17 protein-coding genes are annotated in these 22437 nt (G+C 33.6%); 8 read left to right on the forward strand and 9 right to left on the reverse strand.

Features of this window, described 5'->3' with window-relative positions; translation table 11 throughout:
• Positions 1-17: 17 nt before the first annotated feature.
• Positions 18-2444 carry a phenylalanine--tRNA ligase subunit beta gene (gene pheT / locus D1818_RS23670; protein ID WP_118462533.1) on the reverse strand — a complete coding sequence of 809 codons (2427 nt, stop codon included), beginning with the start codon at positions 2442-2444 and terminating at the stop codon, positions 18-20.
• Positions 2445-2677: 233 nt separating this feature from the next.
• Between pheT and D1818_RS23675 the strand changes: the two genes are divergently transcribed.
• The 5 genes from D1818_RS23675 (at position 2678) to D1818_RS23695 (ending at position 9329) form a co-directional block, all read left to right on the forward strand.
• Positions 2678-3052: a hypothetical protein gene (locus D1818_RS23675; protein ID WP_118462535.1), complete on the forward strand. Its 375-nt coding sequence runs from the start codon at positions 2678-2680 to the stop codon at positions 3050-3052.
• Positions 3053-3150: 98 nt separating this feature from the next.
• Positions 3151-4377 (forward strand): peroxiredoxin, encoded by a 1227-nt coding sequence (locus tag D1818_RS23680; protein WP_118462537.1) that lies wholly within the window; start codon positions 3151-3153, stop codon positions 4375-4377.
• Between the two features lie 232 nt (positions 4378-4609).
• Complete coding sequence (locus D1818_RS23685) at positions 4610-5710, forward strand: DUF2911 domain-containing protein (protein WP_233558666.1); 1101 nt, start codon at positions 4610-4612, stop codon at positions 5708-5710.
• Positions 5711-6031: 321 nt separating this feature from the next.
• Positions 6032-8125 (forward strand): phosphate acetyltransferase, encoded by a 2094-nt coding sequence (gene pta / locus D1818_RS23690; RefSeq protein ID WP_118462539.1) that lies wholly within the window; start codon positions 6032-6034, stop codon positions 8123-8125.
• Between the two features lie 19 nt (positions 8126-8144).
• A complete protein-coding gene (locus D1818_RS23695) occupies positions 8145-9329 on the forward strand; it encodes an acetate/propionate family kinase (RefSeq protein ID WP_118462541.1) in 1185 nt (394 codons plus the stop codon).
• A 262-nt stretch (positions 9330-9591) separates the two neighbouring features.
• On the opposite strand, the gene D1818_RS23700 is transcribed toward D1818_RS23695, so the two are convergent.
• Positions 9592-9780, reverse strand: coding sequence for a hypothetical protein (locus D1818_RS23700; RefSeq protein WP_118462543.1), 189 nt, complete (start codon positions 9778-9780; stop codon positions 9592-9594).
• Between the two features lie 182 nt (positions 9781-9962).
• Positions 9963-10166 carry a hypothetical protein gene (locus D1818_RS23705; RefSeq protein WP_118462545.1) on the reverse strand — a complete coding sequence of 68 codons (204 nt, stop codon included), beginning with the start codon at positions 10164-10166 and terminating at the stop codon, positions 9963-9965.
• Between the two features lie 371 nt (positions 10167-10537).
• Here D1818_RS23705 and D1818_RS23710 point away from each other — a divergent pair, with 371 nt between their 5' ends.
• Positions 10538-12748, forward strand: coding sequence for an endonuclease (locus tag D1818_RS23710; protein WP_118462547.1), 2211 nt, complete (start codon positions 10538-10540; stop codon positions 12746-12748).
• A 113-nt stretch (positions 12749-12861) separates the two neighbouring features.
• On the opposite strand, the gene D1818_RS23715 is transcribed toward D1818_RS23710, so the two are convergent.
• The 3 genes from D1818_RS23715 to dnaN all read right to left on the reverse strand — a co-directional run bounded on the left by D1818_RS23715 (position 12862) and on the right by dnaN (position 15604).
• Positions 12862-13653 carry a type 1 glutamine amidotransferase domain-containing protein gene (locus D1818_RS23715; protein WP_118462549.1) on the reverse strand — a complete coding sequence of 264 codons (792 nt, stop codon included), beginning with the start codon at positions 13651-13653 and terminating at the stop codon, positions 12862-12864.
• Positions 13654-13750: 97 nt separating this feature from the next.
• On the reverse strand, positions 13751-14320 hold the full coding sequence (locus D1818_RS23720; protein ID WP_118462551.1) for a Crp/Fnr family transcriptional regulator: 570 nt from the start codon (positions 14318-14320) through the stop codon (positions 13751-13753).
• 165 nt (positions 14321-14485) lie between these two features.
• Complete coding sequence (gene dnaN / locus D1818_RS23725) at positions 14486-15604, reverse strand: DNA polymerase III subunit beta (RefSeq protein ID WP_118462553.1); 1119 nt, start codon at positions 15602-15604, stop codon at positions 14486-14488.
• Between the two features lie 362 nt (positions 15605-15966).
• On the opposite strand from dnaN, the gene D1818_RS23730 reads away from it, so the two are divergent.
• Positions 15967-16938: a VPGUxxT family thioredoxin-like (seleno)protein, type 2 gene (locus D1818_RS23730; RefSeq protein ID WP_118462555.1), complete on the forward strand. Its 972-nt coding sequence runs from the start codon at positions 15967-15969 to the stop codon at positions 16936-16938.
• A gap of 95 nt (positions 16939-17033) precedes the next feature.
• Here D1818_RS23730 and D1818_RS23735 read toward each other — a convergent pair whose 3' ends face one another.
• From D1818_RS23735 to D1818_RS23745, 3 genes are all read right to left on the reverse strand, one after another.
• A complete protein-coding gene (locus D1818_RS23735) occupies positions 17034-17606 on the reverse strand; it encodes a DUF1572 family protein (protein WP_118462557.1) in 573 nt (190 codons plus the stop codon).
• A 333-nt stretch (positions 17607-17939) separates the two neighbouring features.
• On the reverse strand, positions 17940-20828 hold the full coding sequence (locus D1818_RS23740) for a sugar-binding domain-containing protein (RefSeq protein ID WP_118462559.1): 2889 nt from the start codon (positions 20826-20828) through the stop codon (positions 17940-17942).
• Positions 20829-20830: 2 nt separating this feature from the next.
• Positions 20831-21712: a family 16 glycosylhydrolase gene (locus D1818_RS23745; RefSeq protein WP_162897304.1), complete on the reverse strand. Its 882-nt coding sequence runs from the start codon at positions 21710-21712 to the stop codon at positions 20831-20833.
• A gap of 491 nt (positions 21713-22203) precedes the next feature.
• Between D1818_RS23745 and D1818_RS23750 the strand changes: the two genes are divergently transcribed.
• Positions 22204-22416, forward strand: a complete 213-nt coding sequence (locus tag D1818_RS23750) for a hypothetical protein (protein WP_118462561.1) — start codon at positions 22204-22206, stop codon at positions 22414-22416.
• The last annotated feature ends 21 nt before the right edge of the window (positions 22417-22437 follow it).

The raw sequence follows: 22437 nt of genomic DNA on the forward strand, positions 1-22437 counted from the left end.
ATAAGAAGATTACTTTTTTATCTCAATTCAGCTCCTAATTTGTTTTCAAAATTATACTGAAGCTTATTCATGATCTTATCAATTTGTTTATCTGTTAGTGTTTTATGATCATCTTGCAATGTAAAACTTACCGCATACGATTTCTTGCCTTCAGGTAAGTTCTTACCTTCATATACATCAAATAAGTTGATGTCTTTTAGTAGTTGCTTTTCCGTTTGTTTTGCAATCGTATGAATTTCTTCAAAAGTTACTGTATTGTCCAATAGTAAAGCAAAGTCTCTTCTTACTTCCGGAAACTTAGGAATGTCAGTGAATTTAATCTTAGTTCTTCTTGCGAATTCCAATATGTTATCCCAATTGAAATCGGCATACAATACTTCTTGAGAAATTGAAAAGTGTTTTAAAACAGATTTTCTAACGATCCCAAATTCTACCAACTTTGATTTGCCCAAACTATAAGAAACACCTTCAGCAAAAAGGTCATTTTTTATTGGAGATGTTTTAGATATTTTGATTCCCAAACGACCTAATATAGTTCCGACGACACCCTTTAGATAAAAGAAATCACTATTTGCCTGAGTTACTTTCCAGCTTTCCTTAGTCTTATTTCCAGTAATTAGTAAGCTCAAATGTTTATTTTCGATTCTTCCGCTTTCGTAATTATGATATGTTTTTCCAAATTCGAAAAAGGAAAGATCAGAACGTTTTCTATTGATGTTATAGGAAACAGCTTCCAAACCAGAAAATAATAAAGATTGTCGCATAACCGCAAGATCATTACTTAATGGATTTAGCATCTCCACATTATTTTCTTCTTTTAATTGCTCTGATAATGAAATATAATCAGGAGCTGTCAATGAGTTAGCCAACATTTCATTAAAACCTTGTCCAACCAATTGGTTAGAAATTGTGTTTTGTATGTTATGGTCGGAAAACTTATCGATATTAGAAATAGATGCGTTTAATTTTTGAGTAAATTGAATATTGTTGTATCCGTATACACGAAGAATTTCTTCGATAACATCTGCTTCTCTCTGAACATCATTACGATAAGCAGGAATGGTTAGCCCAAGACCACTTTCGGTTATATTATTTACCTTAATCTCTAAAGAACTCAAAATACTTTTGATAGTTTCTTGAGGGAGTTCTTCCCCAATTAGTTTTGCGGTATTTGCAAAAGATAAAAACACTTGAAAATCTTCCGTTTTTTTAGGGTATAGATCAATAATATCACTCGTAATATCTCCACCAGCTAATTCTTGTATAAGCAACGCGGCTCTTTTTAAGGCATATTCAGTAGCGTTAGGATCAATACCTCTTTCAAATCTAAATGACGCATCTGTATTTAGTCCGTGACGTTTTGCAGTTTTACGAACGCTTACCGGATTAAAATAAGCACTTTCTAAGAAAACCGAAGTAGTATTTTCTGTAACTCCGGAGTTAATCCCTCCGAAAACTCCTGCGATACACAGTGGTTTTTTAGCATCACAAATCATTAAATCTTCTTCGTGTAATTCACGTTCTACTTCGTCTAATGTTATAAACTTGGTACCAGCTTTTAAGGTTTTTACCTCAATTTTATTTCCTTCGATATAATGAGCATCAAATGCGTGCAAAGGTTGCCCAAGTTCGTGTAAGACATAATTGGTAACATCTACTACATTGTTTTTTGGTGCAATACCTATAGCTTTTAACCGATGCTGTAACCAAGAAGGAGATTCTGTTACTTTCAATCCAGATATTGTAACACCACAATATCTTGGTGCTAATTCAGGATTTTTTACATCGATATCGAATTTGTGTAATCGATTATCAACTTTAAAATTACTAACAGATGGAGTAATTAGCTCCAGACTAAGATCCTTTTGTTGTAAACCAGCTTTTAGATCACGAGCAGTACCCCAATGACTCATAGCGTCTGCGCGGTTAGGAGTTAGTCCTATTTCGAATACGTGATCATTTTCGATATCAAAAATATCAGCTGCCGGTGTACCAACGGCGATATCTTTATCAAGAATCATAATCCCGTCATGACTTTTGCCAAGACCTAATTCATCTTCGGCACAGATCATTCCATGGCTTTCTTCTCCACGGATTTTACCTTTTTTGATCTTCCATTCTTCACCATTTTCATCATATAATTTTGTTCCGATAGTTGCGACAGGCACTTTTTGACCCTCAGCTACATTAGGTGCACCACAAACTATTTGCACCGGCTCGCCATTGCCTAAATCTACTCTTGTAACTTTTAGTTTATCTGCATTGGAATGTTGTACACAGCTAATTACTTGCCCAACAATAACACCTTCTAAACCTCCTTTTACACTTTGATAGGTTTCTATTCCTTCTACTTCAAGCCCTAAATCAGTAAGTAATTCTCCGGCTTTTTCCGCCTCCCAATCTAGCTTTATAAATTGCTTCAGCCAGTTATATGAAATTTTCATTAATGATGATTCTGAAATTAGTCGGTAAAGATACTACTTTGAGTAAAGTTGACAAACTAGAACTTGGCCATATATAATTTTAAAATCAAAATTTAATTTAAAATAAGGAAGATATGTTTTGAACATTTGAAGCTAACATTTTTCTCACTATACTAGAATTTTAACCTCTAATAATAACAGTTTACCAAGAATATTCAGTAATTTTGACTATATTGAGTTAAAAGTAGTCCCCAATGAAGTCATTTAAATTAATTTTATTTCTGTTTTTTTCCTTAGTGTTGGGAAGCCAAGTAGTTACGGCCCAACAAACGAATACGAATGCACCAGAACAATATCTGCCAAATTCGGTGAAGTCCAAGTCAATAGCTAGGACTAAGGTACAAACAAAAGGAAAAAATACTAACATAGTAAATACCTCTGAGACGGCTAAATTATATTCCAAGAAAGAAAAGGAAGCTAGAGCATTGACTGCTAGAAAGTCTAAAGAAAGCGGAAAAGGAAACATTACAGCTGAACAGGCAGCGAAGAAAAGAGACGCTAGAATAGCAGCAATTATTGAAGCTAATAAAACAAAAAAGAAAACTCCTTCTAAAAGAGGTAATAACTAACTGATTTTTACGAACTATAAAAACACATTAATAAAAACAAAAACTGTCTACTAAGATTTAGCGATCTTACTAGACAGTTTTTATATTCACACATATTTATGAAAAAATACATAATCTTACTTGTAGTTACATTCGTGTTATTTTCTTGTAAAGAAGAGAAATCAAACAATGAATTTTTCTTCAAAAGTGGTCTTTGGAAAGCATCATTAAAAGTACAAGATGATAAGGAATTACCTTTTCTATTCGAAGTTTTTGACGATCAAACTTTGAGAATTTTTAATGCAGAAGAAACCATAGATGTAGATGAGGTAAGGATCGAAGGGGATTCTATTTTTATTAAATTTCCTGTTTTTGAAGGATATATAGCGGCAAAGTTCCAAGATTCTATGACGCTCTCTGGAAGCTTTATTAAAGAGAGTCTCGACAGAATTGTTCCTTTTAAAGGAACGTTTGGAGTAAAAGATAGATTTGAAATTGTTTCAAAACCTATAGCTAATGTTCAAGGGAATTGGGAGTCAGTTTTTAGTCAGGATAATCCAGAAGACCGTTACATTGCTAAAGGGATTTTTAAACAAAATGGCAACATTGTAACTGGAACTTTCCGGACGACAACTGGCGATTATCGATTTTTAGAAGGAGTACTTAATAATGACAAACTAGAATTATCAGCATTTGATGGGGCTCATGCATTTCTTTTTACTGCAGAGGTTACTGATAGCACAATGAATGGTCATTTTTATTCAGGTAATCATTGGAAAGAGCCTTTTACAGCAAAACGTAACGAAGTATATGAACTACCTTCTGCAGATTCACTTACTTTTATCAAAGAAGGATACGAGAAACTAGCGTTTAGTTTTCCTGATGCGAACGGAAATCAGGTTTCCCTTGAAGATGATCGTTTCAAAAATAAAGTTACCATGGTTCAGGTTATGGGAACTTGGTGTCCTAATTGCATGGATGAAACCAAATATTATGTAGACTATTACAATAAAAACAAGGATAAGGATATCGAATTTGTAGCATTGGCATTTGAATATGCTAAAACTTCGGAAAAAGCATTTAAATCCATTGAGAGATTACGTTCTAAATTAAAAGTAGAATATCCTATTCTTTTAGCGCAATATGGAACATCTAATAAAGAAAAAGCTCAGGAAAAACTCCCAATGCTTAATCATATATTGTCTTATCCTACTACAATTTTCATAGACAAAAAAGGAAAAGTGCGTAAAATTCATACAGGTTTTAATGGTCCGGCAACTGGTCAGAAATACACAGACTTTAAGAAGGAATTCGAAGGTTTTGTTAACCAGCTGTTAAAAGAATAAACTATTTAACAATTATTAGGACTTACTTTTTTACTTTAACAATACGGTAACATTAGGATTGAGGATATCATCTTAATATTGTTTGAAATGTATGATTTTTCTTTCGTACAGAGTTCAATAAAAATTCAAACAATTCAGTTATGAAATGCGCCATAATAGTTAAGTATATTCTTTTCTTAATCATTATTGGTGAATTCCATCTGACCTTTAAAAAAAGTAAAAATAATTACAGATGAAACAATTCAACCTAATGATGACATTTGTTGCTGGTGCAATGATATTGTTTACAATCCAGTTAAATGCTCAGCTCATAACACCTGAAGCTAGCCAACGCGCTCAGGTTACGCAAAGAGTAGGAATTACAGATATTACTATAGATTATGGAAGGCCAAGTGTAAAAGAACGCGAAGTTTGGGGAAAATTAGTTCCCTATGGATATAATAATCTAGGATTTGGAACATCTACGGCCGCACCTTGGAGGGCAGGAGCTAACCAGAATACAACGATAGAATTTTCTCATGACGTAAAAGTAGAAGGGAAGGATATAAAAGCTGGACTTTATGGGTTACATATAGCACTAAAAGAAGATGGTGGCGCTACGATTATATTTTCTAAAAATTCAACCTCTTGGGGGAGTTATTTTTATGATGAAAAAGAGGATGCATTGCGTGTAGAAGTTAAAACTAAAGAAGTACCATATACAGAAACACTCATGTTTTTATTCCCTTCTTTTGAAGCAGATAAAACTACTGTGGCCTTGCGATGGGAGAAAAAGGAAATTCCTTTTAAAATAGAAGTAGACGTAACGGGTATCGTTATGAAAGGAATAAAAGATGATCTTAGAGGTAATGCCGGATTTACCCAAACAAACTGGGATAATGCTGCAAACTACGCATTTAATGCAGGTGATCTGGATCAGGCTTTAGAATGGGTAAATGGATCGATAAGCGGTAATTTCTTCAGTAAAGAAACATTTGCCAATCTTTCTCTGAAATCTCGAATCTTAGCAAAACAAGGCAAGACTCAGGAAGCAATGACAATGGTTGATAAGGCAGCAACTATGGGTAATGCTACTCAGATATTTCAATTAGGAAATGGTCTTATTGGTCAAGGGCAAAAAGATAAAGCTCTAGAGATTCTAAAAAATAATGTAAAGAATAATAATGGCGCCTGGCCTTCTAATTACGGGTTGGCAAGAGCATATGCAGCAACAGGAGACTATAAGAATGCAATTAAATCAATGAATAGTGCGATGAGCAATGCCCCAGAAAGATTTAAAGGAAGATTATCGGGGGAGTTAGAAAAACTTCAGAAAGGCGAGGATATAAATTAAATAAGCAAATCCTATTTTGAAAAACCGCAAGACACATTTAAATTAGTAGGTCGAACTTATCATTGTAAAGCGGGATCTGGAATTTTATAGATATTTTTTATTTTAATTAAACTGTAAGGTAGGTTTAAAATATGGGCTTTGAGTAATTAAAAATATCAATTGTTTATAAGAGGATCAGTATTTTACTGATCCTATTTTTTGTTTATACGAAAATAAAAAGATTAATGTTTTTTGATCTTAATAGAATAACTATTTCTTGTTATATTACCGTGTATTATTTTAACACGATTGCCATATCTTTGTACTACCAAATTTATATACATGAGTAAAGCTGTTTATATTGCTACTATTGAACCTAATAGTGGTAAATCTATTGTTGTTTTAGGGTTAATGAGAATGTTACTGGGAAAGGTAGCTAGAGTTGGATACTTCAGACCTATTATTGATGATCCTAAAGAAGGGGAAATAGACAACCATATTAATACCGTAATATCGCATTTTGAATTAGATATCAACTTCAAAAACACCTATGCTTTTACCAGAAGTGAGGTGCTCCAAAAGTACAATCAAGGTAGGCCTGGAGCAATTATAGATGGCATTATAGAGAAATATAAAAATCTAGAAGAAAAATTCGATTTTATTCTGGTAGAAGGAACAGATTTTTCTGATGAAGGTAGTATCATCGAATTTGATATAAATATAATCATTGCAAAAAACTTAGGAATTCCATCTATTATTGTAGCTAGTGGTGTAGATAAGACAAAAGAAGAAATAGCCGGAAATCTCAAACTAGCATACGATACTTTTACTAGTAAAGATGCGGAAGTGGTTGCAGTGGTTGCAAATAAAGTTGTTAATGGTTGTGAAAAAGAACTAACAGAAAAACTAGCAGAGGAATTTGAAGAAGGTGTAACACAAATTATTATACCTAAAATTGGCTCTTTAATTAATCCTACAATCAGAGAGATAGTAAAAGAATTAGATGGGAACGTTCTCTTCGGAAAAGAGTTTCTAAACAATCAGGCAGGAAGCTTTGGTGTTGGTGCAATGCAATTACGTAATTATCTTACACATCTTAAGGAAAATAGTTTAGTAATTACTCCTGGGGATCGTGCTGATATTATTTTAGGGGTTTTACAAGCTAATATATCAGATAACTATCCGAAAATATCTGGTATTATTCTTACAGGAGGAATCATACCAGAGGAGCCAATCCTTAAATTAATAGAAGGTGTATCTCTTTCAGTGCCAATTGTATCAGTCCCACAAGGAACTTTTTCGATTACGAATAAGATAGGCGCTATTAGATCAAAAATATACGCGGATAACCTACAAAAAATAAACACTTCGATTAGCACATTCGAACAGTATGTGGATGCAGATGGTTTAGTAGATCCTTTAATTACTTTTGAATCTGATAGTTTGACTCCAAGCATGTTTCAGTATAATCTCTTAAAACGAGCGTTGAAACATAAAAAACACATTGTTTTACCCGAAGGATCAGACGAAAGAATTCTAAGAGCAACATTTAGATTACAAGCGTCTAATGTAGTAGATATTACACTTATCGGTGAAGAAAAGAAAATAAAAAGTAAGGCTACTAAGTTAGATATTCCTATTGATTTTAGTAAAGTAAACATCGTGTCACCGACAAAATCTCCGCATTTTGATGATTATGCAAAAACATTTTATGAATTGCGAAAGCATAAGAATGTGAATATGGATATGGCTAGGGATATGATGGCAGATGTATCTTATTTTGGAACCATGATGATTTATAAAGGTCACGCTGATGGAATGGTTTCTGGAGCGGTTCATACGACCCAGCATACGATTAGGCCAGCATTACAATTTATTAAAACCAAACCAGGTGTAAAAGTTGTGTCTTCTGTGTTTTTTATGTGTTTGGATGATAGAGTTTCTGTGTTTGGAGATTGCGCCATCAATCCGAATCCAAATGCAGAACAACTAGCAGAAATTACAATTTCTTCAGCACAATCAGCTGCTGCATTTGGTATAGAACCTAAAGTAGCAATGTTATCATATTCTTCTGGTACATCTGGTAAAGGTGAAGATGTAGAGACAGTTAGAGAGGCGACTAGAATAGTGAAAGAAAAACATCCAGAACTTAAGATTGAAGGACCCATACAGTATGATGCCGCAGTAGATATGCGAGTAGGTAAGAGCAAGCTTCCAGACTCTGAAGTTGCTGGGCAAGCTAGTGTCTTGATATTTCCTGATCTTAATACTGGGAACAATACCTATAAGGCTGTGCAGAGAGAAACGGGAGCATTAGCAATTGGTCCTATGTTGCAGGGGTTAAAGAAGCCGGTAAATGATTTAAGTAGAGGTTGTACTGTAGATGATGTCTATAACACAGTGATTATTACTGCAATTCAGGCGCAAGGATTATAAAAAAATATAATATATAACGATGCAAGTATTAGTATTAAACTCAGGGAGTTCTTCGATTAAATTTCAATTATTTAGCATGCCCTCAGAGGAAGTGCTTTGTTCAGGATTGATAGAACGAATAGGATTAGAAGATGCTAAGGTCAATTATAAAACAATCAATAAGGATATTAAAAATATCATAAGAATAGCTGATCATAAAGAAGGTTTGGAGTTAGTAGCAGAATATTTATTAGATCCTAAAATTGGTGTAATAGAATCAGTGCACGATATTGATATTGTTGGTCATAGAGTTGTTCACGGAGGAAGTGCATTTGCTGAGACAGTAGAGATTAATGAGAAAGTAAAGCAAGAGATAGAAAAACTCTCTGCACTAGCTCCATTACATAACCCAGCGAATTTACAAGGTATTTTAGTTTCGGAAGAGATTTTTCATGAGGCTAAACAAGTAGCTGTATTTGATACAGCTTTTCATCAAACAATTCCCGCTCAGTCATATAAATATGCAATACCAAAGACATTTTTAGAAGATCATAACATTAGAGTATATGGTTTTCATGGTACCAGTCATAAATATGTTTCAGAAAAAGCGATTGAGTTTTTAGGAGAACAAAGCTCTAAGATAATTACAATTCATTTAGGTAATGGATGTAGTATGACAGCTATAAAAAATGGAAAGAGTGTTGACCATAGCCTAGGATTTGCACCTATGAATGGATTGATTATGGGAACTCGATCTGGCGATATTGATCCAGCGGTAATTTTTTATATGATTAAGTCTTTGGGGTATTCACCAGATCAAGTAAACTCTTTATTACAAAAAGAAAGTGGTATGCTCGGCTTAACAGGATACAGTGATTTACGTGATATTGAATCTAATGCGGAAAAAGGAGATGTCAATTGCCAGAAAGCTTTAGAAATGAATGCGTATCGTATTAAAAAGTTTATAGGTTCATATACAGCCGTGATGAATGGTTTGGATGCCATTGTATTTACAGCCGGAATTGGAGAGAATTCTGATGTAATGAGAAAATTGGTTAGCACCAATTTAGAGTATTTAGGTATTGAACTGGATGGAGAAAAGAATAGTATCAGATCTAAAGAAATTAGAGATATTAGCCAAGCTTCTTCTAGGGTTAAAATACTAGTGATTCCTACAAACGAAGAATTGGAGATTGCTAAGCAATCAGTGAAATTGTCTGAGTAGAATAGTTTTTTTTACTCGTATATCTAGCTAGCTAAGACCTTTTAAAAAAGGAAGAGGTGTATAAATTGACTGACGCTTTAACCGTTTTATTTAATGATATTACAAAACTTTATGAAAAAATAAATCTCTAATAATAGTTTGTTTACCCTAGTCTAAAACCGTAGTTAAACTAGCTTGGTATAAATACAGTAAACAGTAATATAAAAAAGACTACCAAGATTTTTAGGTAGTCTTTTTGTATTTAAAATGGTTTTAGAATTTATTACGCCCAGATACAGCTTCCATTAGGCTGGCAATATCCAAAATCACAAAATTCCATTCCATTAAACATCTGGCAACATTTTCTTGGTGGTCCGCAGTATACAAAAGGACGTCCCCAAGCACCTGTGATTTGCTGTTGTTGTTGTTTTGATAATTTCTGAATTCCTTTAAGGTTTAAGATTTTTTTCATTGTGTAAATATTTAAAGTTAATGTATCTCTACAAGATACTCGTAAAGCAAATTGAAATACAAATTCACTTACTTGATATTTATAAATTTCAACAACTTAGGTTTACTATCAGAACATTTAAAAGATGAAAAAACTGTCCGAAAAGACAGTTTTTATATTAGATTTTTTCTAATTGTTGAATTTTAGTAGAGAATACATCCACCCCAACCAGTACATCTTCCTGGTTCACAGAAACTTCCTCCTGGAAAACTAATACGACATCTATTACCGCTACCATTTATAGGGTTTGGATTGCAACAAGAAATATAAGTGTTTGCTCCTTTAATAGATCTTTGCTGTCCTTTACTAAGCTCTTGAACTCCTTTTAATTCTAAGATTTTTTTCATTGTGTAAGATGTTTAAGTTAATAGCTTAAATGTAAGTTAAAATTCCCTAATTTCAGTACGTTAAACACGCTAAAGAAATAAGGGTTTATAGTATGTTTTGCTAAAATATGATATGTTTTTGAAGTTTCTTTTAGAGCTATATAACAGTATTGAAGTACAATTCCTATATAGTGTTGTAAGAAACAACTTATCAACAAGATTGAATTTATTTAAAAGCTTTTAAATCAGTGTTTTATGTTTTTAAAACAAGCTAATTGTTACATTATCAACATATTGGGTAACGATTTGATAACGAAGACTTCTAGTAAATTTAACAAAATAGTTTTAGCTTCGAAAGCGTTAAAATTTACTAAACTAACTCACAACACACAATGAAAAAATTATTGCTATTACTAGTAATGGGTTGCACTCTTATTAGTTTTGGTCAGATACCATCATATTATAATGATGTTAATCTTTCTTTATCTGGTCAATCTCTAAAAAGCGAATTAGCTACTAAAGTGACAAACACCCAAACAAATATATTATCCTATACTCCAGGAGTTTGGGATGCCTTAAAACAAACAGATCTTGATCCTACCAACTCTTCTAGAGTTGTTCTTATTTACGGATTTAGTGATACAGATGGCAATTCTACAACTGATAGAACAAGAGGAATCAATAATAATGGAGGAGGTTCTACCGATTGGAATAGAGAACATACATATCCAAAATCTTTAGCGAATCCTAATTTAGGAACTACAGGAGCGGGTGCAGATGCACATAATTTAAGGCCATCGGATGTCCAAAGAAACTCTAGTAGAGGAAGTCGTAAATTTGCAGATGGTTCTGGGAATTCTGGAACGACTTCGCAAGGACATTGGTATCCAGGAGATGAATTTAAAGGTGATGTAGCTCGAATGATGATGTTTATGTACATACGATATGGTAATCGATGCCTACCTTCTAATGTAGGAATAGGAGCATCAGTATCTGGTGATACTAATATGATTCAGTTGTTTCTGGAATGGAATGCTGATGATCCTGTTTCTCAATTAGAGTTACAACGAAATCCAATCATCGAGAATTTACAAGGAAATAGAAATCCTTTTATTGATAACCCTGCATTTGCCACTCAGATTTGGGGAGGACCACAAGCAGAGGATCGTTTTGGAACAGCTGGAAGTGATACACAAGCGCCAAGCATTCCTTCAGCTTTAGTAGCATCTAACACAACTACAACATCTACTCAATTATCCTGGAATACCTCTACGGATAATATTGGAGTTACAGGCTATGATGTATATCGTAATGGATCATTTTTAAATTCAACGACTACAACAAATTATCCGGTAACCGGATTATCCGCAGCTACAACATATAGTTTTTCTGTACGAGCGAAAGATGCTGCTGGTAATGTATCGGCATTTAGTAGTTCCATTAATGTTACAGCAGAAAATACATCTGGGGGCGGAAATACACTTTGTAATTCGACAATAACTTCTTTCCCTTATACCGAAAGTTTTGAAAACACCTTGGGGGCCTGGAAGCAAGCCACCTCTGGAGATGATTTTAATTGGGCAATTCGTTCTGGGAGTACACCATCTTCTAATACCGGTCCAAGTTCCGCAAATGCAGGTTCATATTATATCTATATGGAATCTTCCACTCCTAATTATTCTAACAAGAGAGCAATAGTGTATTCACCTTGTTACGATATTACGAATGCAAGTCTGGCTACTTTTTCATTTAAATATCATATGTATGGTACTTCAGCTATGGGAAGTTTAACCTTAGAGGCAAGCCTTGATGGAACTACTTGGACATCAATCTGGAGTACATCCGGAAATCAAGGAAATTCTTGGAAGACCGCCACTATAGATTTAGCTTCTTACGCGGGTGAAAAAGTGCAGTTACGTTTTAATGGAATTACAGGGACCACTTGGCAAGGGGATATGGCTGTTGATGCTGTCAATTTTTCTACTTCGGGAAATACCGGTGGTGGATCAACTACTACTGACGTTAACCTAAGAATTACTTTTGATAACTATCCAGAAGAAACAAGTTGGGAAATAAGAAACAATAATAATCAAGTAGTATATTCTGGTGGTACTTATGGTGCTCAAGCGGACGGTTCGACTCTCAATATATTAAGAACTTTGGATACAGGATGTTATACATTGATTGTAAAAGATGTTTATGGCGACGGAATTTGTTGTAATTATGGCAACGGTTCTTATGCTTTAACAGATTCTTCTAGTGGAACGATATTAGTTTCTGGAGGATCTTTTGGAACACAAGATAGTAACAATTTCTGTGTAGGTTCTGCATCACGGAATTTTTCTGAAACGACTGTAAAAGAAATGAAGCCTACTGTATTTAATTTTAGGTTTTATCCTAATCCGGTTATAGGAGAAGTGATAATACAATTAGAGAATACAGAAAAAGCGGATTATAAAATAATAAATCAAATAGGTCAAGTTATAAAAGTAGGAAAAGTCATAAAAGAACCAATTAAACTTAATGGATTACCATCGGGTATGTATTTTATCTCTGTTAATGACGGAAAACGAACCGTGAGTAAGAAGTTTGTAAAAAAATAAGCAAAGAAAAATCAAATCCAAGAGCGCAAGCTAGTTAATTTTGCGCTTTTGGATTTAATTTAAAATATGTATACGAGTTTGTGTTATATACTTTTAATTTAATCGTAAATGTATTATTTCAGTTGTTGTAACAACTTCTCCGCAACAAGTTCTGACGAAGCAGGATTTTGTCCAGTAATTAATAATCCGTCTTCTATAGCGTATGGACTCCAGTCCGCTTCTTTAGAATATGTACCTCCATTAGCTATTAACATGTCTTCTACAAGAAAAGGTACTACCTTCGTTAATTGAACAGCTTCCTCTTCCGTATTAGAAAATCCAGTTACTTTTTTCCCTTTTACTAAAGGCTCTCCGTTAGTTCCCTTAGTATTCTTAAAAATTGCCGGTGCGTGACATACTGCGCCTACTGGTTTATTTTGATTATAGAAGGCTTCAATTAAGGCAATAGAGTTCTTGTCTTCGGCTAAATCCCATAAAGGACCGTGACCACCTGGGTAGAAAACAGCATCGTAATCATCAGGATTCACATTAGCTAGTTTGGCAGTATTAGCAAGAATAGTTTGTGTTTCTTGATCTTCGTTAAATCTTTTAGTAGCCGGTGTCTGGAAATCTGGCAATTCACTTTTTGGGTCAATTGGTGGTCGTCCGCCTTTTGGAGAAGCAATCGTTATCTCTACACCTTTATCCTTTAAAAAATAATAAGGCGAAGCAAATTCTTCTATCCAAAATCCTGTTTTTTCTCCTGTATTCCCTAAATCACTATGACTAGTTAATACGAATAATACTTTCTTCACGATTTCTGTTTTTTTAATTATTTCTTTGGTTTCTGTTTTTTTAGCTTCTGTGTTTTTTCCGCACGAAGTTAATAGTATAATAGCCGCAGCTATTCCTATGATTTTTTTCATTAATAATCCTTTAATTAATTCTTTGTATTATATTATTTACAGGATCAAAATTAAGCCAACTTTAAACGTAAAAAAATGATCTATGATAAGAAAGGAATTAATTTCTGGCAATTTCTTTTCGTACTCTACTCAGGCTTTCTGATGTGATTCCTAGATATGAAGCGATATGGTAATTTTTAACCAGTTGCTCTATATTCGGGTAAGTATTTACAAAATCAATATACTGCTCTTTAGCTGTTTTAGATAGATCACCTATAATTCTTTTCTGAAAAGAACCAATGTAAGATTCGGTTTTGATTCTAAAGTAACGTTCTATATTGGGGATTTCATCAAAAATCTCGATCATATCTTCTCTAGAAAGCCTTAAAAGAGATGCATCTTGGATACATTCAATCTGGAGAATTGCTTTTTCCTTTTTGAAAAACGCTGTGTAATCACCAATCCACCAATCTGTGATTGCAAATTGTATCGTATGTTCTTTTGAAGATTTGTCTGTGAAAAATGAACGTAAACATCCCTGCTGAACGTAGTATTGAAAATTAGCAGTGTCATTAGGATATAGTAAGATTTCTCCTTTTGTAACCTTTGTTTCTTTCAGCTTGCTGCTAATTATTTTTTTATCTTCTTTGCTTAGCAGTAAACCTTTAAAAATTTCTTCGAAGTTCATATGGATATAATTACTTAGCAACAGTTTTATACAAACCTTTGTGTCGTTTAGATAGGACTTGTTTTTTGTTGTATAAAAGTATTAAAAAGAATTTCTTATAATCAAAAAACCCAATTACATTTCTGTAATTGGATTCTAATATTCTTGTAAATTAAATATATATGCTTAATTGTTTAACATTACAGGCATAACCAACATTGTAACGGTTTCTCCTTCATCCAATCCATCTGTTGGCGTAAGAATTCCAGCTCGATTTGGTAGAGACATCTCTAATTGTACATCATCTGCATTAAGATTGTTTAACATCTCACTTAAGAAACGAGAATTAAAACCTATCTGCATATCATCGCCTTGGTAATCACAAGTCAGACGTTCTTCTGCTTTATTAGAATAATCGATATCTTCTGCAGAGATGTTCAATTCGGCACCTGCGATTTTTAAACGGATTTGATGCGTAGTTTTATTAGAGAAAATAGAAACTCTACGAACCGAGTTCAGAAACTGATTACGTGCAATAGTTAATTTATTTGGATTCTCTTTAGGGATTACGGCTTCGTAATTAGGGTATTTACCATCAATTAATCTACAGATCAACTGCGTTTCATCAAAAGTGAATTTCGCATTAGATTCATTATATTCAATCAATACATCTGTGTCACTACCTGCTAGGATACCTTTAAGAAGGTTTAGTGGTTTCTTCGGCATAATAAATTCAGCAGCTTGAGAAGCTTGTACATCCTCACGAGAATACTTTACTAATTTATGAGCATCGGTAGCCACAAAAGTTAAACTCTCAGTAGAGAACTGAAAAAACACACCACTCATCACAGGTCTAAGATCATCATTCCCTGTGGCAAAAATCGTCTTACTAATTGCTGTTGCTAAAATATCTCCCAAAAGTGTAGTCGAACTTGGATCTTCTAATTCTACCGCTTTAGGAAATTCTTCTCCATCTGCATATGCAAGCGCATATTTACCGTGATTAGAGCTTATTTCTATAGTATTATTGTCTCCCGCTACAAACGTAAGAGGTTGTTCAGGAAACGTTTTTAATGTTTCTAATAATAACTTTGCAGGTACAGCAATAATTCCTTCATCAGAAGATTCTACCTCTAATTTAGCCGACATAGTAGTCTCTAAGTCAGAAGCTGAAACAGTTAAGGAGTTATTATCTAATTCGAATAAAAAGTTATCTAAAATCGGTAAAGTATTACTGTTATTGATAACTCCACCCAATACCTGAAGTTGTTTTAATAAATACGAACTGGAAACTATGAATTTCACCCGTTTAATTTTTTTAGATTAGTACTGTTTTTACAGTAGCTATCGTTTAATAGCTTACGCAAATATAATTGTAATCTACAAGGATTTCGTTATGCTAAAAACGTTAGTTATTAACAAACGGCTAGGAGTTATTGACTATAGTTGATTAGATATAGGGATAAGGATTAACATGTAATTATTATATGTTACTAAATAGATCATTTATAAATACTAAGTCTTCTAATTAAGTGTATATATCTAATGTAAAAAAACCATACCGGTTATAGTATTCTTGGTTTATTGATTAACTTCTAAGCCTAAACTGGTGTTAGTTTTTGTAAAAGATCACGACCTATTTGGAGAAAAATCCTTATTCAAATATTATGTCATCAAATTTTCAACTTACACTATTCATATTGTTGATGAGTAATCTACTCTTGGCTCAAAAAACTACTGATCCTGATAACCAAAGTGAGGAATTAGGAAAAGTACGATGGTTGCGCAACTATGATGATGTTATGACGCTTGCCAAAAAAGAAAATAAAGATGTACTCATCTTATTTCAGGAAGTTCCAGGTTGTAGTACTTGTCGTAATTATGGCCATAATGTTTTAAGCCATCCTCTTATAGTAGAGGCTATAGAAAATTCATTTGTGCCATTAGCCATATTTAATAATAAAGGTGGTAAAGATGCACAAATACTTCGTAAGTATAATGAGCCTAGTTGGAATAACCCTGTAATTCGTATTGTTAATAGCCACGGTGATGATGTGGTAAATCGCATTGGGAATGATTATTCAGCACTACGCTTATGCAAAAGTATACAGCAAGCTTTGATAGCAAAAGGACAGATTGTACCTGAATATATTAATTTATTGGAGCAGGAATTGTTAGGAACGAATCCCAATAAGGCCTATTATAAAATGTCTTGTTTCTGGACTGGAGAAAAAGAATTGGGAAAATTACCAGCAGTGCTAAATACCGAATCAGGTTTTATTAACCATAGTGAAGTGGTAGAAGTTACATATAACCCTAAAGAAATGACCAAAGCAGCATTAGATGCTTATGCAAAATCTAATGACATGGGCTTGATTGATAATAAACAATCTTTTATACCTTCGCCAAAAGATGTTCATTATTATTTACAACAGACTAAGTTTATATACTTGCCGCTTACAGAACTTCAGAAAACAAAAATTAATAGTGCTTTGGGTAATGGCCAACCAACAAAACATTTTTTGAGTCCTAAACAACAGAAATGGTTAAAAAAAATAAAAAAGAATAGTGAAGTTTTGTTTAATACGGATTTCACCAAAGCTTGGACGAAAAAAAATAAAGAATTAGAGACTATTTAGTTTTCATATTTATTGCGTTATAAATTGGATGTTTATGTCATTCCCTTTTTTACGGCAGGTCATTTTTATTTGTGCATATTGGGAAATAGAAGTGCTTATTTACCCTTTATAAGTTTATCAGTATAATGCGCTTTGTGTTTAGGTTGCGCAAAACGTTTTTCATTAAAGGATTTAGAGGCTCCTTTAGCAATGGATAATGATTGCCAATCTTCATCGCAGATCATTTTTCCAAGAAATACGATTTGTCCTACGTGATACGAGTAATGTGCTAATTGTCGATTGATCGCTTCGGTGATGCTATGCTCAATATTTCGGATATAAATAGGTTGATCAAAATTCGTTTCATTTACACTATCCAGAGCTTCAAACAGACATTGCCAACCTTCGTTCCATTTAGCCAATAATTCCTCTTTTGTTTTGATATCATTTTCGAATTCTGCATCACGTGCTCGCCATTCTTTTTCTCCGTCCGATGTAAGAAAATCTGTCCAGCGAGATTTCATATTACCCCAAAGATGTTTTACAATTGTAGAGATACTATTACAATCTTTATTATACTGCCAGAATAAACGATCATAGTCAACGATCTGATCTATTGTTTTTTCTCCTAAAGATTTATAATAAAGAAACTGCTTCTTTATTCCTTCTAAATAAGTAGTTGCATTCATTGTTTTTCATTTAGCTTAATAATATAAGCAATTTCTTAAGGATTTGGAATATTTAGGAAGAACTACCTGAGCAATTGCATTTAGAAAATGACAAAAAACATAAAAACTTGTCATTCCGGCGTAGGCCGGAATCTAAAAAAACCGGGAAAAAGTTTAAAATGTGGTTTTCGTGCTTTTCTTTTTTAGTTTTAAAACACGATAGTTTGATTATCAATAATGACATTGAAGTAATTTGCACCTTTCTTATGATAGAGATTTATATGCTACGAATAAGGGAACAAAAATAACTTTATGACTTGGACATCTGATTCTCCATATAATTATTTATTATGCTTACTTCTTTTTTCTAAGTACAATTCCATTAAGCCACATATCACCGTTATCTTCAAGATTCTTAAAGGTAATAGTAACCGGAGTTGATCCAGAAGAATTAAAAACAGACTTGATATGGAATGGTTTTCTTTCTCCTGTAGAGGTAGGGTCATAATGTTTTACAACATGATCGTCTGCTTTCTTAGAAAATGTACCCTCTTGATCTTCAATAGTAACCTTTATGTCATTGACGGGTTTATTATTTTTTCTGGTTTCTTGATGGTATGTTTCTAAGTAATATTTTCCCTTTTCTAGATTCGTTATCATTAGTTTAATTTCCTTATCGGTTGTATATATGCCATCTGCAGATACAAACCCCAAGTCCCCGATGATAGAGCTATTACGATGCCATTTTATAGAATCTTTGGTACTGATCTGGATTGTCATTTCACCCCCATAAGAAGCATTCTTATATATTAATTCTTTATTTGAAGTTCCTGACCATCTTATCCAATCATGTTCCACTAATTGTCCTTCGCCACCGATATCTAATTTTAAAATAGGGTAATCAAAAATAGGAAGTGCGTTCTTTTGTATTTCATCAGAAATAAATTGATTTGTATTAATTGTAACTTTTCCTGACTTTAAACCTATTGCGCTAGCTTTTATGGTAATCGTACCAGGATTGTCTTTTCCTCTAATATAGACGGAGGCTACCCCGTCAAACACCCTAGCTGGATTTGCATTTATTTTTCCGTTATCCACAATTTCACCTTCTCCGGAAATGTCAAATTGAATTTTATTGGTTGCCGAAGTTACTATCTCACCATTTTTATCTACGATTGATGCGTGCACCAATCTCATATCGGAGCCACCTGCATAAAATGGCTGATTTTCAATATTAAAATTTATTTTTATCTGATAAGGTTTTTCTTCCTTTTTGCGCACATGCTCTAGTACCTTGCTTCCATTTGTATAGCCTTCTGCTTTAAGAGTTCCTTCTTTCCAATTAAACATAAAGGTAAAGGATGGGTGATCGAGATTTGCTTTAGTATTATCCGTATCCGGTCTTTGTTTGGCTATAAGTTTTCCGTTATGATACAACCATACTTCCTGGCAATTACTATACACTCTTACTTTCCCCTCTTTAGAAGCAGTTTCATTGGCGATATGGACTACAGGTAGAGTTGTTAACTCGGATTGATACCAATAATATACAGGTTTGGGTACTCGATATGCGCTTAAAACTGCATACGTAGTCATATAATCTCTGTCTCTGCGGTCGTCACGTCTCATCAAATGATTGTAATCTGCGCCTAGCCAAGATATTGCGGCTATATTTTCTTTACGACCTTTATATCTGGAGATATGAAATTGATTGACTTCTGCATCGGGAGAACTACCATGTTCCATAACCATTTCAAAATCACTTTCTGTAAATTCTGTTCTTCGGTAGTCCATAGTTGCATATACATCCGTAATTCCGGCATTTACAATGCCGTTCCAAGGACTAGAGGAAGAGGCGGTTAATCGAAACGGGTCTTCTTCTTTAGTTACGTGTTGCATTCTAGGTACAGGGCCTCTATGATTGATGCCTGCACCCCAAAAAACAATTGACGGGTGGTTTCTATGGTTTCTAATCATGACTCTGGTAGCTGTATCCAACTTAGAAAACCAAGCTTCATCACCCCATTCTATCCATGTAGATGGTTCTTCATACACGAGCATTCCTAAAGCATCACATGCCTTAATAAAGGCATCATCCTGAGTATAGTGGGAAAGCCTAATAATATTCATCCCTGCTTTTTTGTACTGCAAGGCTTCATTATAATGAAATGAATTAGGAACGGCATCACCAATATTTGGGTAATTTTGATGTCGGTTTACTCCAACAAGAAAAATCGGTTCTCCATTGAGCACAAATCCTTTTCCTTCAACTAGTTTAAAGGTCCTAAAACCAAAAGTATTTTCAACAAAATCTACAGGAATATCGTTTTCATCATACACTATTGTATTTGCGCGATACAAATAAGGAGAATCTGGTGACCAGGCATTAAAATCTTCATCCACAATAGAAGTAGTTTGTCTAAACGTATGTTCTGTATTAGAAGGTATCGATGCCGTTTGAGTTATTTTTTTGATTACATATCCCTTTGCATCAATAATACTAGTTACAATTTTGCAGGAAGTTGTTTTAGTATGTTCATTGGCCACAGTTGTTTTTATAGAGACAGTACCGTTATTTTTATTTACTGTGGGAGTGGTTATATGGACTCCTGCATCAAACTTTTCCCAATTATACGTTATATGTAACCTATTTGTTGTTACCAAGTAGACATCCCGATAGATTCCACCGTACTTTATAAAATCTGTTCTATGAGGATCTGGGGAGATAGTTTCATCAAAACGATTATCCGCCTTAACCACAATCAGATTTTCTTTTCCTACTTTAATATATTTACTAATATCAAAATGAAAAGGAATATACCCATTGATTCTATGCTCACCTACTTTTTTTCCATTCACCCATAATTCGGTGGCATTATGTACACCTTCAAATTCTAGAAAAACTTTATCGGTGGCTATAGTAGGTATTTTTATCTTTTTGCGATACCAACCAACATCTCTTAAGTACTTTTTTTGCTCCCAATTTTCTGTAATACTATCCATTTCATAAGAAACAAGTTGTAGCGTATGAGGAACTGAAACGTTTTTCCAAGCGGAATCATCAAAATCAAAGGATTCTGGGCTACCAGAGACATCTCCCAAATGAAATTTCCATCCGATATTAATATTGGTTTTAGTTCTATCTGTTTTTGGGTATCCCTCTGGCAATAGAGAAGAAGTTTGAGAAATTATTGAAAGCGGAAGCATCGATAACAATAACCAAAATTTAGTAGTGAAATTCATGCTTATCTGGTTTTATTAGATTTCCAAGTTCTAAAATATTTTATATGATATTCTCCATCCAAACGATCATTATCAGGTAAAGCACCAAACCATTTATTGGATTCGTTGTTAATATTTATTTCAAGAGGTTGATGCCAGTGTGTGTTTTTTGCTTCGCGAAATAAGATTCCGTCTATATAAAAACGAATATATTCTTTGGTCCATTCTAATCCCCAAACATGATAGTCTTTTTGAAGTTCTTCTGGGAAATAAAATTTCTTGGTTCTAGAAAAATGTTTTTTCACATCTCCTTTATCTTTTGGAGCTCTAAACACGTGGATATTGGAGTTAAGATCGTTGCGATTATAATCAAGGCCTGGTGCATTTTCACAAATGTCAATTTCAGTCCACCAATCTTTAGTAGCATTAGCCATCCAAAATCCCGATACCCAAGGTGCATTCATCAACTTCAGTTCTGCTTCGAAATATCCATATAAAAACTTGTTTTTACTTTGAACAAATCCTGAAGTATGGGTATAATCATCTGGTAATTTATCCTTGCCATGTTTATTAACTCTCATCACCAATTCACCATTTTCCAAGGCAACATTGGATTTATGGAAAAATGTAGGTTGTCTTCCTTTCCATTTTGGGTTATAGTCATACCATTTATCAGAATTTATAGAACTTCCATCAAATTCATCAGAATACGCTTTAAGAAGTTTCCATCTTTCTTTGTTATTTTGATCAGAAAGTGGAAACAGATCTGTAGTTCTTTTTACTCGTGTTGTGATGTCAACCGAATCTACATAATTTTTTGGTGGAATTGTTAAATCTTGTGCCTGCGTAACTAAGGAAGTGATAAGGCTTGTAAGGAATATTATAAGTGTGTTTTTTTGCATCATTATAAAGGATATAATTTCTTTATAAAAGTAATTCATGACTGGTCAAAAGTAGCTTCTGTTGTATTTTTAAATACCACAAATGTTCATAGAATGAAAACTCGTCTTAATTTTTTATTAATTAATCCCAATTTCCTATTCTAAATGATATGTTTCATCTGGCTTTTCATATAGAATAATATGAAGACTTGATTTCCTTGAAAATAAAGTACAGGAACTATAACAATAGTCAGTATTTGACTATTTTAAATCTACGGTTGTTATGTTCTTTAGGATTCATTTATTTTAACAGATCATCATTTATGACACAATAAATTGATACAACTTTGTTCAGGGAATTTTGATTTATTTTTTTGAAGATAGGATTAGTTAAATAACAGAATTGTAACATTTTAACGATATTATAGTTGTAATTTTAAAGGGAATATTTGTGTTAATGGTTCTTTGGTTAACATAAATCAATTTATTCAATTTAAATTCTTAAAACCTTTATTATGAAAAAAATGATGAATTCAATTTCCGGAATTAAAACATTATCAAAGTCTTACCAACAAAAGATAAATGGCGGTAGCCGCCCTGTTGCCTCTTGTGCTATAGGGGGATGTTGTGTTTTTTACATAGGAGGTCCTGGTAATGCCTGTGTGATTCCTTCTGTTAGTGGCGAAGCATGTTTTGGTATTGTAGAAAACGGAATATGTTGTGTATAACCAATCACTTTTAACGATAAG

This window comes from Aquimarina sp. BL5 (genome assembly GCF_003443675.1).
In the GTDB taxonomy this organism is placed as follows: Bacteria; Bacteroidota; Bacteroidia; order Flavobacteriales; family Flavobacteriaceae; genus Aquimarina.